We start from the raw sequence: 14549 nt of genomic DNA on the forward strand, positions 1-14549 counted from the left end.
CGCCGCTCATGCGGACGGCGCCATTCTCGCGACCGAGGTGAGCACCTTGTCCATCCAGTCACCGTCAGCGGTGTCGTACAGATGGGCGAGGAGCTTCATCGTGAACTTCATCAAGGTCGGTCTGGGCAAACCGTAGCGCGTGCAGATGCCCATGATCTCGGGCCGTTCGATCAGGGAAACGAAGACCTGACCGAGCCGGTAGTAGCCACCCCACGCGTCGGCCAGCCGGGATGCGTAGCCCTGCAGGGCCTTCTCGGCACCCCGCGTGCCGAAGCCGCGCCCCTTGGCGTCCGCGATGGCGTCGGCGGCCATCTCGGCGGCCTCCATCGCATAGGGGATGCCTTCGCCGTTGAACGGGCTCACCATGCCGCCGGAGTCGCCCACGAGCAGCAGACCGCGCCCGTAGGCGGGCTTGCGGTTGAAGCTCATGGGCAGCGCCGCAGACCCGATCCCGCCCACCTGGTTCTCAGGCCGGAAGCCCCACGCCTCGGGCGTCGTGGCGACCCACTTCGCGAGCGCCTCGCGGAAGTTGACCTTCTGGCTGGCGGCCGTGCTGCTCACCGTGCCCAGGCCCACGTTGACCGTGCCATCGCCCATCGCGAACACCCAGCCGTAGCCGGGCAACAGGTTGGAGCGGCCCGGTTCGCCGTCCCACAACTGGAGGTGGCTCTCCATCCAGTCGTCGTGGGTGCGGGCCTCGGAACGGTAGTAGGTGCGCACGGCGACGCCCATCGGGCGCTTGCGGTTCTTCTGCAGCCCCAGCCCGAGGGCGAGGCGCGAGGAGTTGCCGTCGGCGGCGATGGTGACGGGCGCGCGGAACTCCCGGCCATCCTTGGTGCGGACGCCGACGATGCGGTCGGTCGACCCGGCCAGCACGGGCTCGACGACGGTGGTGTTCTCGTGCAGGTCGGCGCCGGCGTCCACGGCGAGGCGCGCGAGAAAGTGGTCGAACTCGGCGCGCGGGCGCGTCAGGCCGAAGTTGGGGAACGACTCGAGCTCGGGCCACGGGAAGTGGAAGGGCTCGCGCCGCGCGCCGTAGGTGCGCAGGCCCACGTTGCGCTTCCAGCCGGCCGCCTCGGAGACGTCGACGCCGAGCCGGATGAGCTGCTTGGCGGCGCGGGGGGTGAGCCCATCGCCGCACACCTTGTCGCGCGGGAACGTGGCCTTCTCCAGCAGCGCCACCGACAGGCCACGCCGGGCGAGCCACGTGGCGGCGGTGGCGCCGGCAGGGCCGGCACCGACGACCACGACGTCGGCCTCGACGAGGGAGGAGGTGTCGCGCGACCGCGTCATCAAACCCCTCACCCCTGTCCCGCTTCGCGTTGGTCGGGGGTCAGTTTATGCAACCGTTCCCACAAGCGCCATTCACCCCGCTGACTACCGTCTTCCCCAGTCAGGAACGTATTTGTGCAACGGGTCCGTGTGCTATTTATCGGTTGGGCGACGTCGGTTGGGGATCGTGGTGCGCGTGCCGGCCGACCGCGCCTTCTCGGCCTCGAGCTGCTTCTTCTGCTCCTCGGCCTCGGCGGCCATCTCGGCCGAGTTCGCGCCCCCGATGAGGAAGCCGGCCACGAGGGTGGCCATCGCGAGCGACCAGATGGGGTCGACGCCCAGCAGGATCGGTGCGGTGACGAGCGCCACCATGTCGAAGCCCCGGGCCAGGTTGAACATGAGGCTCGGCGGGACGGCGCCCGACGAGGTCGCCACCATCGGCGTCGCGAAGTCGACCGGCTTGGCCGTCTGCCAGCGGACCGCGCCCAGCAGGCCCGCGGCGGCCGTGCCGAGGGCGGTCAGGAACGCGGGGAACGGCTCCCGGACGACCCCACCCAGGATGCCCGTCATCGACGGCGTCACCAGAAAGGCCCACAGGACCGCGAGCAGGGCCGGCACGGTAACCGTCGCCTGCCGGATCTGGCGGGTCGACAACGGGAACATGCGCGCCAGGCCGCCCGTCCGGGACAACACGCGCAGCGCGCCGAGGGTGGGGATGAGCGCCGCGACGAGGGCGAGCGCCGCGCCCAGGGGCGCCACGATGCCGAGGCCGACGGCGTCCAGCGCGTAGGGGACGAGCGCCGAGCCGAACACGCCCACGAGCGGTCGCGGGAAGCGGACGAGGCGCTGGAGGTCGCGGGCGACGAGAGCGCGGGCGCCGACCCCGCTCCCCCGCACCGGCTTCACGTGACCGCGGGCGGCGGCTTCGCGCTCCACAAGGATGTCCCGGGCCAGGCCGAAGTCGAGGCCGAACATGGCTCCCTGCATGCCGCTGACGAGCGAGCCGCCGCTGATCAGGCGGGCGCGCGGGATGTGGTCCAGGCGCAGGCGGGCGAGCACGAAGCTCACGACGCCCACGACCACGGCGACCGCGGCGAGGCCGAGGACGAGGACGTCCGGCGTGGCGAACGTGCCGACGCCGATCCAGCCCGCAGAGATCGCGACCATGCCCGCCAGGGCCAGCAGAGCGAGCAGCGTGGCCACCCCTCCGAGGAGGCGCAGCACCCACGTGCGCTCGCGCGACTGCTCGGACGCCGCGAACGCCACGACGGCGGAAGCCGCCAGCCCGGTCGCGACCGCCCAGGCGACCACGGCGTGGAGCGGCTCGCCCGCGAGCGCGGCGACGATGCCGGCCAGGACGATACCGACGAGGGCAGCGGCGACGACGACGGCGTAGAGGCGTGGCCGCAACAGCCGGACGCGGCCGATTGGGGCCGACATGACCCAGCCCCCCTCGGCGGCCGAGGCGAGCACGGGCCCGAACAGGCGCGCCACCGCGGCGCTCAGCGCCACCACCGCGAAGAGGACGCCCCACGGGATCAGGGAGCGACCGGTGTCGCAGTCGGCGGTGGTGCAGGACGCCGCCGCCCGCTGGCTGCCGATGATCGCGTTCGTGATCATCGCCCCCAACAAGACGACGGTGAAGACGGCGAAATAGGCGTCGCTGAACGCCTGCCACAGAGTCTTCGTGGCGCGGCCGTGCCGCCACTGCTTGACCATGCGGTGCAGCGCCTTCTCATTGACAACCTCGGCCTGCGCGTCGGGCAGGAAGGCGAAGCCCCAGTCGCGACCCTCGAACGCGGCATACGGGTCGCCCTCCGGCTCGAGGGGCACCTCGACCGCGGGGGCGGCGTCCGGCTGGGCGGCCGCGCGGCTGCGCCTACGCTTCTTTCTCACGCCTCCCCCTCGTCGGGCTCGGGGGCGCCGGACGGCGCGAGCAGGCGGATCGTCTTCGTGGCGACCTTGTCGACCAGGTGCGGTTCGTGGCTGGCCATGACGATCGCGAGCCCGCGTTTGCGCTCCTCGACGAGGCGGTCGGCCAGCCAGGCGACACCCTCCACGTCGAGGCGCTGCTCGGGCTCGTCAAGGACCAGCAGGCGGCGGGGACGGACGAAAGCGCTCGCCAGGGCAAGGCGGCGGCGCTGCCCGGAACTCAGGGTGGCCGGTAGCTGCCCCGACTGCGGAACCAGTTGGACTTCGTGCAGAACGGCGTCCACCTGGGCGTCCGGATCGGGGACGCCGTGGGCGCGGGCGATGAGGTCGAGGTGCTCGACCACCGACAGGTCGGGGAAGAAGTCGAGATCGTCGATGACGGAGGCCACGTGGCGGCGGATGTCGGGGTTGATCTCGCTCATCCGCTGGCCCTCGAACTCGACCCGGCCGTCGTCGGGCTTCTGGGCGCCCACGAGCATGCGCAGGATCGTCGACTTGCCGGCGCCGTTGCGGCCGGTGAGCGCGATCGCGTCGCCCGCGAAGACGGTGAGGTTGAAGTCCCGCACGATGGCGACGCCGCCGAAGGACTTGCCGATGCCGTCGGCGGTGAGCACGGGTGTTCGTGGAGCCATGGCCCCGATTCTCCACCCCCGCCCAACCCGCGGACGGAATTGTCCGTGGCCCGTGAGAGGATCGGCGTCGTGCAGAAGTTCGATGCCAGGGCCACCCTCGCCAAGCGCCGCGCCGACGTGGCCGCCATGTTCGACGGTGTCGCGGGCCGGTACGACCTCATGAACGACCTCATGACGGGCGGCCTGCAGCGGCTGTGGCGCATCGAGACGATCCGGGCGATCGACCCGCGGCCGGGGCAGCGCATCCTCGACCTCGCGGCCGGCACCGGCACGTCCTCCCGGCCGCTGGCCGACGCCGGCGCCCTGGTCGTCCCCGCCGACCTCTCCTACCACATGCTCGCCGAGGGACGGCGCCGCCAGCCCGACCTCGGCTTCGTCAACGCCGATGCGCTGCAGTTGCCGTTCGCCGACGGCTCCTTCGACGCCGTGACGATCAGCTACGGCCTACGGAACGTGGAGGACACGGTGGCCGCCCTCGCCGAGATGCGCCGCGTGACCGCCGCCGGCGGCGTCCTCGTGGTGGCCGAGTTCTCGACGCCGACCTGGGTGCCGTTCAGGCAGGTGTACCGCCGGTGGATCGTGCGGGCCCTGCCGGCGCTGTCGGGGCTGTTCTCGTCGAACCCGACCGCGTACGAATACCTGGCGGAGTCGATCCTGGCCTGGCCCGACCAGCCGCACCTGGCCGAACTCGTCCGCGCGGCGGGGTGGCGCGACGTGGAGTGGAAGAACCTGTCGGGCGGCATCGTCGCCCTGCACCGGGCGGTGGCCTGAGGTGATGTGAGGTGTCCGAGCCCGGCCGGCCGTTCGTCCTCGACGCGTATGCGGCGCGCAGTTGCCCGCTGAAAACGGTCAACGCGTTCACGCCGTCGCTCGTCGCGCCGTCGTTGGAGCGCCCCAACCCGCCCTTCTTCCGGGACGCCGACGCCATCGAGGCCGACATCGTGAGCCACTTGGCGGGCACGGACGCGACCGTGGTCGACCTGCGCGCCCGGGCGGCCCTGTCGGCGGAGGAGGCGCGGGCTGCGTGCCTGCAGGCGATGGCCGACCGGGTCGACGTCATCGTGGGCGGGCTCCTGCCGGCCGACACCGAGCACCACCGGGTGGGCCGCCCGTCGCTGCTGATCCGGTGCAGCGCGACCGGCCGGGGCTACCACCCGGTCCAGATCAAGTTCCACAAGGTGCTGCAGACGTGCCCGCTCGACGCGCCGCCGCTGGTGGCGTCCACGTTGCGCGCGCCGCGGGCGCCACGGGAGATCCCGGGGCGGTCGTTCCGGTGGCGCACGCGGCTGAACGCGGCCCTGCAGGTGGCGCACTACTGGCGGTTGCTGGAGGCGTGCGGGTTCGCTGCAGCCGATCCGTGGGCCGGTCTCATCGGCATCGACCGGATCAACACGGCCCCCGACGGCGAGCGGGCCGTCGTCGAGCCGGTGATCTGTTGGCTCGATCTGGGTGACGTGCGGGTGCCGTCGAACCCGCACACCGTCGAGGTGCCGGCCGAGGCGCCGCTGCTGTCCACGCTCGAGCGCTACGACCACGAGCACGCCTTCCGCGTCGACCTGGCCGAGCGGGCGCTCGTGTCGTCCGGGCAGGAGCAACTGCTCACGCCGATCATCAGCCCCGAGTGCCGCGGCTGCGTGTGGCAGCCCCACTGCCAGGCGCAGTTGGACGCCGACGACCTGTCCGTCCGGATCAGCAAGGCGCCGCTCGACGTCCACGAGGTGCTCACCCTGCGCGGGCTCGGCGTGAGTACGGTCGGCGAGCTGGCCGAGGCCGACCTGGACGCCCTCCTCGAGCGCTACCTGCCGCGCGCCAGCCACCGCGAGGACGGGGAGGCCCGCCTGCGCCGAGCACACCAGCGCGCGCAGATGATGCATGCCGGTGTCGAACTCGAGCGGACCGATGACGAGCCCCTCGACCTGCCACGCCACCCCTTGGAGATCGACATCGACATCGAGACCTCTGCCGACGACCGCGTCTACCTGTGGGGGTTCTGGGTGGACGACGCGGACGCCGGCCCGCCTGTCTACCGGGAGTTCAGCGCGTTCCGCGCGCTCGATGAGGCGGGCGAGGCAGCGCTCGCGGCCTCCGCGCTGGGATGGTTGCGCGCGGCGACCACCGGGCGCGACGCGGCCGTCTACCACTACTCCGACTACGAGACGATCCGCATCGGACGCCTCGCGTCCCGCCTGCCCAGCGACCTGGCGGGGTGGGCGGCCGAGGCGACGGCGTCCCTGTTCGTCGATCTGTTCGCCCTCGTCAGAGCGCATTACCTGGGGGCGAACGGGCTCGGGCTGAAGGTGGTGGCCTCCGCGGTGACCGGCTTCGCGTGGCGCGACGAGGACCCGGGTGGCCTCAACTCGCAGAGCTGGTTCGCCGACGCCGTCGGCCACGCGGACGCCGGCGTCCGGGAGCTGGCGCGCGTGCGCGTCCTGGAGTACAACGAGGATGACGTCCGCGCCACCTGGCACCTGCGCCGCTGGCTGCGTGAGCAGGAGTCCGGCGCGAGCTGAGCCGGCGGTGCCTCACGTGACAGCGGAGGCGCACCAACGCCGCGCAGACCCGGCGTCTCTGCACCTGACCGGCGTCGCTGCGAACCCAACCGGCGTGGGTGCGCCCCAACGGCGTCCGTGCCCTGCGACCCCCGCTCCCGCCACCCCACCTCAGGGTCGGCCAGCCACACACGCCGCTTAGGCGCATGAACGCCGCGCAGACCCGGCGTATGTGCACCCAACCGGCGTCGCTGCGAACCCAACCGGCGGATGTGCACCCAACCGGCGTCACTGCCTACCCAGCCGGCGTGGGAGCGCCCCAACGGCGCCTGCAGGGCGGCATCAGAGCCAGGAGCCCACGAAGACGCCCACCGCAGCGGCGAGTTCGCCGAGGCCGGTGAGCTTGAGGACACGGATGAGGTCACGCCCCATCGCACCCACCAGGACGAGCCGGACGGGGCCGACCAGGAGCACCGCGCCCGCGAGGCCGAGCAGTGCCCACAAGGTGCTCGTGAGGGCGAGCTGGACGACCCCGAACAGGCCGAGGGCGACGAGCGCGACGTACAGCCAGCGTGTGTTCGCGTCGCCCAGGCGAACGGCCAGCGTGTGTTTGCCGACCGCGGAGTCGCCGGTGAGGTCACGCAGATTGTTCGCCACGAGGATCGCAGACGCCAGCGCGCCCGTCGCGACGCCGCCCCACACAGACGCTTCAGGCACCGCACCCGCCTGGACGAACGTGGTGCCGCACGTGGCGACGAGGCCGAAGAACACGAACACGAACAACTCACCGAGCCCCGCATAACCGTAGGGGCGGCGTCCACCCGTGTAGTACCAGGCGGCCAGGATGCAGGCCATCCCGACAGCAAGCAGCCACCACTGGGCAGTGAGCACGGCGAGCGCCAGCCCAGCGAGGGCGGCGATCCCGAAGCAGCCGAACGCCGCCACCTTCACGGCCGTGGGCGTCGCAGCCCCCGAGCCGACGAGACGCAGCGGCCCGACCCGGTCGTCGTCGGTGCCGCGGACGCCGTCGGAGTAGTCGTTCGCGAAGTTGACCCCGATCTGCAGCGCGAGCGCGACGACGAGCGCCAACAACGCCTTGAGAAGGGAAAACGCGCCGGCCCAGGCGGCGACGCCGGACCCCACCAGGACGGGCGCCACCGCGGCGGGGAGGGTTCGTAGCCGGGCACCCTCGATCCATTGCCCCGCCGTCGCCATGGCCCCTAGTCTCCCATGGCTCGGCTGGATCACCCGACTAAGCTGACAGCGTGCCTCGCGTTCTGTTGGTCCTCGTCGTGCTGACCATGATGGTCTACGCGCTCGTCGAGGCCTTCCAAGCCGAGGAGACCCGCATCCGCTTCATGCCACGCTGGCTGTGGGTGGCCGCGATCATCTGCCTGCCGGGGGTGGGTGCGCTGGGCTGGTTCTTCCTCGGACGCCCCCTCGGCCGCGGCGATATAGGCGGCGACAAGCGGCGTCCCATCGCGCCCGACGACGACCCGGACTTCCTCCGACGGCTCTGAGCGGCCCTCGACCAGCCGGACAGCCGCCGGGGCGGCGTCAGACCTGAGGCTCCACCGGGGGCACGATGCCGTCCTCGACGGCACGGCGGAAGAGTTCCAGCTTGGAGGCGGCCGGCCGGTCCACCTGGGTGTACTTGGCGCGGATGCGTTTCAGGTACTCCTTCACCGAGTTCTCGGTGATGTACAGCGTCCGGCCGATGTCGGGGATTTCCAGTCCCGCGGCGTACAGGCTCAGCACCTCGCGCTCGCGCGGCCCCAGCGCTGCCGCCACGTAGTGGGCGTCGCCCTCGATCGCCGACAGGATCTCCTGGCTGATCACCTGCTGCCCCGAGTGCACCGCCACGATGGCCTCGATCGTCTCGACGATCGGATCGGCCTTCCGGCACACGCCGTCAGCGCCGCCCGCGAGCGCCCGTCGCAACAGGCGCACGTTGTCGGCGATCGAATAGACGAGCACGCGGAACCCCTCGGCGCGCAGCGTCTCGGCGTTGTCCTTCGGGTCGGAGCCGTCGCCCAACTGCAGATCGAGCAGCACCACGTCGACGTCGTCGAAGCCGCCCTCGAGAAACGCCTCGACGTTCTCGGCGCCGCCGAGGAAGACGATGCCCGCATCGTCGGCGGCGGCCAGGGCATGCCCGATGCCGACCCGGATCGCCTCGTGGTCGTCGATGATGGCCGTCTTGATGGGGGTCGTCATGCCTGGCTCACCGTGATCATTCCCTCGTTGTCGATCCGGGTCAGTCGCGACCCGGCCTGGTTCACCTGCACGATGGTAACGGCCTCGTCGTAGCCCTCCGGCGCCGTCCTCGCCACGATGCGCCCCCCGGACGCCCCGCGCACCACGGCCTCCAGGTGCCGCAACGTGGCCCGCCGGACGAGGTCGGGCAGTTGAGACCCACGGTTGTCGACGAGCGTCACCTGCACCCCCCGTAGGCGGGCGGCCATGATCGCCGCCGACAGCGACGGTCCGGTCAGGTTGGCCGCCTTGATGCCGTCGCGCAGCGTCCCCTCCAGCGCCAGGCAGGCCTCCCGGTCGGCGTCGGTCAGCTCGGCACACGGGTCGGCGATCTTCGTCAACAACGGGTCGACCTGGTCGCGCAGGTCGGCCAGCCACACCTCGCGCAGCACCAGCTTTCCGAACGAGCCGGCGCTCCGCGTGGATGCCTCGTCCGCCGCCCGCTGGGCGGCGTCCAGATCGCGCTGGACCCGACCGATCCACACCACCAGCAACTCCACGATGAGCAACCAGCCGACCGGGTTGAGCGCCAGCGCCACCTGGCCCCCCAGCGGCTGCCCCGTCGACAGCGCCCCACCCAACACGATCAGGGCGGACGCCGCAGCGCACGTCCATGCCGCCACGCGATGGCCGCCGGCGCGAATGAGGACGGTGAACATGCACAGCAGCGCCACCCACCAGTCCGAGTGCGAGGTCCAGGCGCCGCCCGCAGGGAGCGCCAGAGCTCCCAGCAAACCGACCGCGGCGGCCCCCACGGTGGCCGCCCAGGCGCGCCACCTCGGCAGGAGGCGTCCGAAATCGGCCACGGCCAAGGGCGAGACGAGCACCGCCGCGACCACCGCGGCCATCGTGAATCCGGGACGGCTGGTCACGAAGAACTCCAGCACCCCGACCCCCGTGAACAAAGCGACCGCCCCCATCGCCACCCACGCCACCGGGCGAACGTCCACCCGCTCGAACATCGGATGGTCGCGCGTGGCGGCGTTGCGGGCGTCTGGGCGCACCTCGTCGGGGAACCCCTGCCAACCCAGGGTCACCGTCGTGCCCTGGCCGGGCGTGGATGCGATGCCGGCCGTCCCGCCCACCGACTCCATGCGCTTGCGCAACGACACGCGAATGCCCAGCCGCCGGCTGTTCACGGCGGCCACGTCGAAGCCGCGGCCGTCGTCGGCCACCTCGACGGTGCACGCCACCCGCCCCACCTCGGTGCGCCGGATCGCGACGTGGACGCCGACGTGCCGGGCGTGCGCGTGCTTCTCGGCGTTGATCGCCGCCTCCCGAACCGCCCGCGCCAGCATGCGCACCACCCGGTTCGGCACCAACGGCGCGAGAGGGTCGATGTCGGTCGTGACGGCCGCCATTGGGCACGCGGCACCGGCGACGTCGTCGATGAGCCGGCCCACGTTCGCCGGCGGGAAGTCGTCGGCGCCCGTGTCCTCCGCCGCCTCGGCATCCAGGCTCGCGAGCGCGTGCCGGGCCTGCTCGGCGAGGTGGACGTCGTGGCCGCCGCTTCCTCGCCCGGCCGAGACGAGCGTCGTCATCACCTCGTCGTGGATCACCCCGTCGAGCCGGGCGCGCTCACCGACGAGCGTCGTGCGGAGGGCGGCGTCCGCCTCGAGCCGCTGCGAGGCGGCGACCCAGCCGTCCAGCGCGGCCGCCTGCTTGCGCACATGGGCGAAGAGGAACAGCAGGCCGAGGGGCTGAAGGGCGACGACGAAGGTGTCCTGCAGGGCGACGAGCGCGTTGACTCCGCCCCCGCTCGGGCTGAGCCGGGCGATCAGATAGGCGGCCGAGCTGAACAGGTTGTGCATGATGGCGACCGTGTTGCCCCACGCGATCGACAACACGACGGTCGAGACGCCGATGACCATCCACAGGAAGGGGGGCTCCGAGGTGGGCACGCCGAGCCACGACATCGGCCAGGTCCACAGGCCGAACAGGACGCTTCCGGCGAACAAGGTCGCCGGCACGCGCACGCCGCGGCTCGACCACGCGTAGATCGGCAGCAACAGGCTGGTCGCGACGATGCCGCCGCCGACCACCGCCAGCCAGCGCCAGTCGATCGACGCGAGCTGGCTGTACGCGAGGCCGATGGACGCCAGCCCCGTGCCCAGCACGCTCAGGCTGACGGCGCGGTCGATCCAGCCGGCATAGCCGGTGGCGACCACGAGCCGCGTCGCCGGTGGCGGCGGCACCACTGGGGGCGTGACGAGGTCCGTCATGCTCGCGGGTGATCCCCCTTTCCAGCAGCGCCGCGCGTCACTCGCTCAGGTGCGCGTTGGTCATCGCCAGTGCTGGATCGACGGCGGAGTCCACCAGGCCCGCGTCCAGCATGAAAGTCGTCATGTCCTGCCACGCCTGCGGGTCCATTCTGCCCGTCACGGTGGTTCCGTCGGGCGCCCACAGCGGGATCGTCGCGTCCAGGGTGGCCGACGCCGCCGCCTCCGCCCCCGCCTCGCTGAGAGTGGGGATCTGGGCGCGCGAGCTCTCGACGGCGCTCGCCGGGGCGTCCACCGTGGCCTGGACGCCCTTGACCATGCCGACGGCGACCGCGGTCGCGGCGTCCGGATTCGCGTCGAGGAACGCCCGCGTCGTGGCGAGGACGATGCTGACCAGCGGCACCTGACCCGACGCCGTCAGCGGGATCGTGCGCGTGGGGATCCCCGCCTGTTCGAACTGCACCGCGTCGTTGTTGGCGAAGCCGATGATGGCTTCCACCTGGCCGGTGGTGAGAGCGGCCTGCTGAGTGTAGCCGATCTCCTGCACGAGCACGTCGCTCTCGGTGAGGCCCGCCCCGTGCAACAGAGCCTTGAGGCCGAAGTAGGTCTCCCCCGACCGGCCGGGGAGGCCGATGCTGCGGCCCGCCAGATCGGCGGCCGTCTGCACGGGAGATGCCTCCGGCACGATCGCCACCACCGGATAGGCGTGGTAGTACTGGCCGATCGCCACCACGTCCATGCCCTGCGCGCGCGCCTGGACGACCTCGTCGCCGCCCGCGATCACGAAGTCCTCCTGCCCGGCGACCAGCGCGGTGAACAGGCCCTCCTTGGCGCCGTGGTGGCGCAACGTCGCCTGCACGCCGCTGAACAGGCCGTTCGCCTCCGCCACGTAGAAGGGCGCGAATTGGATGTTGGGGATGTAGGTGAGCCCGATCGTCACCGCCGGGTCGGACGCCGTCGTCGTGGGCCGGTACGGCTGCTGCGCACAGCCGGCGACGGCGCCGGCCGCGAGCAGGCCGAGGCCGCCCGCCAGAACAGCCCGCCGGGAAAGCTCGCCGGGACGGGCGAGACGGGCGCGAGCGAGGGCTCGGTCGTGGGAACGCGGCATGGATCAACCTTTCTCTTGGTTCTCGAGGACGAGAGCGAGGGCGTCGACGTCGGTGCCGGTGTGGCCGTCCGGGTCGACGAGGCGGCGCGCCCGGGCCTCCCAGGCGCGGACGAGGGCGTACAGGCCGGAGGCCATGACGCACAAGACGACGATGGTGCCCATCATCCCGGCGGTGTTGACGGCGTCACGCTGCGCGGTGAGCAACTGGCCCAGACCGCGGCCACCCATCACCATCTCGCCCACGACGGCGCCGGTGACGCTCAGGGCGAACCCGTTCCGGACGCCGGCGAGCATGGTGGGCAGCGCCAACGGCAGCTCGATGTGCGTGAGCAACGCGGCGCTGCTCGCGCCGTCGACCCGCGCTGCGGCGATCACGGACGGATCGACCAGCGACAGGCCCACCACCGAGCTGACGAGGATCGGGAAGAACACGAGCAGGGCGCAGAGCATCATGATCGGACCGATCCCGTAGCCGACCCACAAGACGATGAGGGGCGCCAGCGCGATCGCCGGGATCGCCTGGGTCGCCCCGAGCAGGGGCGACACGGCGGCGTCCAACAGGGGCAACCGATGGATCGCGATGGCGAGCGGGATCGCAACCGCCACCCCGACGATGCAGCCACCGACCGCCTCGACCAGCGTCTCGCCGATGAACGGCCAGATCGCCGGGTTGGTGAGGGAGCCCACGAGGTGGGCGACGACGGCGTCCGGCCCGGGGAGGAGATAAGCGGGCACGCCTGTGAATCGCACGGCGAGCCACCAGGCCGTCAGCAGCAGGGAGACGAACACCCACGGCGCGGCGCGCCGGCGGCGGCGGCTGCGGGCCGTGTGTGTGCGCATGGCCTTCCTCCCGGGTCGCGGCCCGGGGCGCGGTCGCGGGAGGACAGGCGGACGCCGCCGCGCGTGGAGACGCGCGACGACGCGAGCCACGTGCTGCCTCCCATCCGGACTTTCACCGTCGGTACCGGAATTCCACCGGATCAACCCCGCCCGCGCCTCAGCGCGTGCGGGGGTCGCGGACTCTCACCGCCGGTTCGGACTTGCACCGACCCCGGAGCACGTTTCGTGTCGTGACGCATCGTAGCGCCTCGGGGCGTGATTCAGCTGTGGGGATCGTCGGCGAGGCGGGCGAGGTCGGCTTCGGTGCCGTAGAAGACGTTGCGATCGAGGCCGTCCTCGATCGCACGCTGCCAGAACGCGGGCCGGTCCCAACCGGGAGGCAGAGCTTCGGGGGCGGCGCCGTGATCGTAGAGCCACAGGTGCTGACCGGGGCGCGCCGCGGGCTGGTCGCCGAGGCATTCGGCCCAAGTATCGGCCTTGACGTAGACGACCGGGAACCGGCCGGTGACGTCGGCGTAGGCGTCCGAGAAGTCCTGAACCCAGGCGCGCAACTGGGCTGGCGTGAGGTCGTAGCAGGGGTCGCCGGACGTGTTCTCCTCCAGGTCCAGGGCGCCCGGGAGCGTGCGGCCGTCGGGCGTCCAGCCGCCGCCGTTGCCGGCGAAGAACCTGGCCTGCGTCGCACCGTCCGAGCTGCCGGGGCGGGCGTAGTGGTAGCCGCCCACGAACAGTCCCTGGTCGCGCGCGCCGTCCGCCTGGGCCGCAAACGTGGGGCTGCGGTGCTCGTGCCCTCCGTGGCCTTGACGTAAGCGAACCGGTGGCCCGCGGCACGGAGTGCAGCCCAGTCCACCTCAGGGTTGTAGCGCGACACGTCCACGCCGGCCACGGTCGGTCCTGTTCGCCAGTCGGTGGGAGCGGGGATGGGTGTCGGGGTGGTGGGGGTGGTGAGGGCGGGCGTCGGGGTGGACCCTTTGGGGGTCTCGGTTGACGGCTCGGGGTGTGTGGCGGTTGGGGGCGACGTTGTGGCGGAGCTGGGGGCGGACGAGGGCGTTCGTCCGAAACCCGGCGCGCATGCGGGCAGGAGCAACGCCAGCGCAACGGCGACGATCGTGCGCGGGGCGTCCCTGGTCATGGGGCGAGCGTAGGCCCCGTGCGACGGTCCGGGGGCACCCCCGTGTTGCGGTTGGGGCTCACGAAGAGGGCGCTGCCGCCCCCACTTCGTGAGCCCCGACAGTCGCACGGGGGCGTCCCCGATTGTCGCACGCCGCGTTCGGACGGGACCCGCGGCGTCCGAGCAGCGTCAGCCGACGGTGACGGTGGCGGTCGCGCCCTGGGCGGTGGTGTACAGCGCCTGGGTGTTGCCGTTCAGCTTCGGCCCATGCATGTAGCTCGAACCGGAGTAGCTGTAGCTGTTGACGCTCATCATCGTGCCCGTGCCGGCGGCGAAGCCCTGGAACCACGGGCCACCCGAGCAGCCCTGCGTCATGTTCGAGGTGACGCGGTAGGTGTTGTTGCCGTTGCGGGAGTCGTACCCGAGCGCGCCCTCACTGTAGGTGAGCACCTTGCCCGTGTAGGGCGCCGACGACGGGTAGCCGAACAGGTCGGTCTTGGCGTTGGTGGTGCCGGTCGCGAACGCGAAGTCGTACAGCGTCGCCTGCGCGGTGAACGCCGTCTGCGACGTGAAACCACGGTGCGCGACGAGAGCCTGCGCGGTCCAGCAGCCGTACCGGGTGTCGGCGCAGAACGAGCCGGAGGTCGTCAGGTTGACCGGGTTGGCGTCGTAGTCGGGAACGAACATCCAGTT

12 protein-coding genes, 1 pseudogene and 1 riboswitch are annotated in these 14549 nt (G+C 71.9%); of the genes and pseudogenes, 3 read left to right on the plus strand and 10 right to left on the minus strand.

The window, feature by feature from the left end; all coding sequences use genetic code 11:
* Nucleotides 1-6 precede the first annotated feature (6 nt).
* The 3 genes from Q1K57_RS00445 to Q1K57_RS00455 form a co-directional block, all read right to left on the minus strand.
* Nucleotides 7-1293, minus strand: coding sequence for a geranylgeranyl reductase family protein (locus Q1K57_RS00445; protein ID WP_300077565.1), 1287 nt, complete (start codon nucleotides 1291-1293; stop codon nucleotides 7-9).
* A 132-nt stretch (nucleotides 1294-1425) separates the two neighbouring features.
* Entirely contained in the window at nucleotides 1426-3168 is a 1743-nt protein-coding gene (locus tag Q1K57_RS00450; protein WP_300077568.1) for a DUF6297 family protein, read from the minus strand.
* Complete coding sequence (locus tag Q1K57_RS00455; RefSeq protein WP_300077616.1) at nucleotides 3165-3845, minus strand: ABC transporter ATP-binding protein; 681 nt, start codon at nucleotides 3843-3845, stop codon at nucleotides 3165-3167. The genes Q1K57_RS00450 and Q1K57_RS00455 overlap by 4 nt, the downstream gene beginning before the upstream one ends.
* A 60-nt stretch (nucleotides 3846-3905) precedes the next feature.
* On the opposite strand from Q1K57_RS00455, the gene Q1K57_RS00460 reads away from it, so the two are divergent.
* Nucleotides 3906-4607: a demethylmenaquinone methyltransferase gene (locus Q1K57_RS00460; protein ID WP_300077571.1), complete on the plus strand. Its 702-nt coding sequence runs from the start codon at nucleotides 3906-3908 to the stop codon at nucleotides 4605-4607.
* A gap of 11 nt (nucleotides 4608-4618) precedes the next feature.
* A complete protein-coding gene (locus tag Q1K57_RS00465; RefSeq protein WP_300077574.1) occupies nucleotides 4619-6346 on the plus strand; it encodes a TM0106 family RecB-like putative nuclease in 1728 nt (575 codons plus the stop codon).
* Nucleotides 6347-6667: 321 nt separating this feature from the next.
* Here the strand turns inward: Q1K57_RS00465 and Q1K57_RS00470 are convergent, their stop codons facing one another.
* Nucleotides 6668-7540 (minus strand): 1,4-dihydroxy-2-naphthoate polyprenyltransferase, encoded by an 873-nt coding sequence (locus Q1K57_RS00470; RefSeq protein WP_300077577.1) that lies wholly within the window; start codon nucleotides 7538-7540, stop codon nucleotides 6668-6670.
* A 50-nt stretch (nucleotides 7541-7590) separates the two neighbouring features.
* Between Q1K57_RS00470 and Q1K57_RS00475 the strand changes: the two genes are divergently transcribed.
* Nucleotides 7591-7845: a PLD nuclease N-terminal domain-containing protein gene (locus Q1K57_RS00475; RefSeq protein ID WP_300077580.1), complete on the plus strand. Its 255-nt coding sequence runs from the start codon at nucleotides 7591-7593 to the stop codon at nucleotides 7843-7845.
* Between the two features lie 37 nt (nucleotides 7846-7882).
* Here the strand turns inward: Q1K57_RS00475 and Q1K57_RS00480 are convergent, their stop codons facing one another.
* From Q1K57_RS00480 to Q1K57_RS00505, 6 genes and pseudogenes are all read right to left on the minus strand, one after another.
* Nucleotides 7883-8542, minus strand: coding sequence for a response regulator transcription factor (locus Q1K57_RS00480; RefSeq protein ID WP_300077583.1), 660 nt, complete (start codon nucleotides 8540-8542; stop codon nucleotides 7883-7885).
* The gene (locus tag Q1K57_RS00485) at nucleotides 8539-10803 is read right to left on the minus strand and encodes an ATP-binding protein (protein ID WP_300077586.1); all 2265 of its coding nucleotides are present in this window, start codon (nucleotides 10801-10803) and stop codon (nucleotides 8539-8541) included. Before Q1K57_RS00485 ends, Q1K57_RS00480 begins: the two co-directional genes overlap by 4 nt.
* Before the next feature lie 37 nt (nucleotides 10804-10840).
* Entirely contained in the window at nucleotides 10841-11908 is a 1068-nt protein-coding gene (locus Q1K57_RS00490) for an ABC transporter substrate-binding protein (protein WP_300077589.1), read from the minus strand.
* Between the two features lie 3 nt (nucleotides 11909-11911).
* The gene (locus tag Q1K57_RS00495) at nucleotides 11912-12748 is read right to left on the minus strand and encodes an ABC transporter permease (protein WP_300077592.1); all 837 of its coding nucleotides are present in this window, start codon (nucleotides 12746-12748) and stop codon (nucleotides 11912-11914) included.
* An 86-nt stretch (nucleotides 12749-12834) separates the two neighbouring features.
* Nucleotides 12835-12972, minus strand: a riboswitch (FMN riboswitch).
* A gap of 36 nt (nucleotides 12973-13008) precedes the next feature.
* A pseudogene (locus tag Q1K57_RS00500) lies at nucleotides 13009-13877 on the minus strand (GH25 family lysozyme).
* Between the two features lie 168 nt (nucleotides 13878-14045).
* Nucleotides 14046-14549 (minus strand): hypothetical protein (locus Q1K57_RS00505; protein WP_300077595.1); only part of this gene is annotated, 504 nt, incomplete at its 5' end.

The sequence above is a fragment of the Propioniciclava sp. genome (assembly GCF_029977985.1).
Classification (GTDB): domain Bacteria; phylum Actinomycetota; class Actinomycetes; order Propionibacteriales; family Propionibacteriaceae; genus Propioniciclava.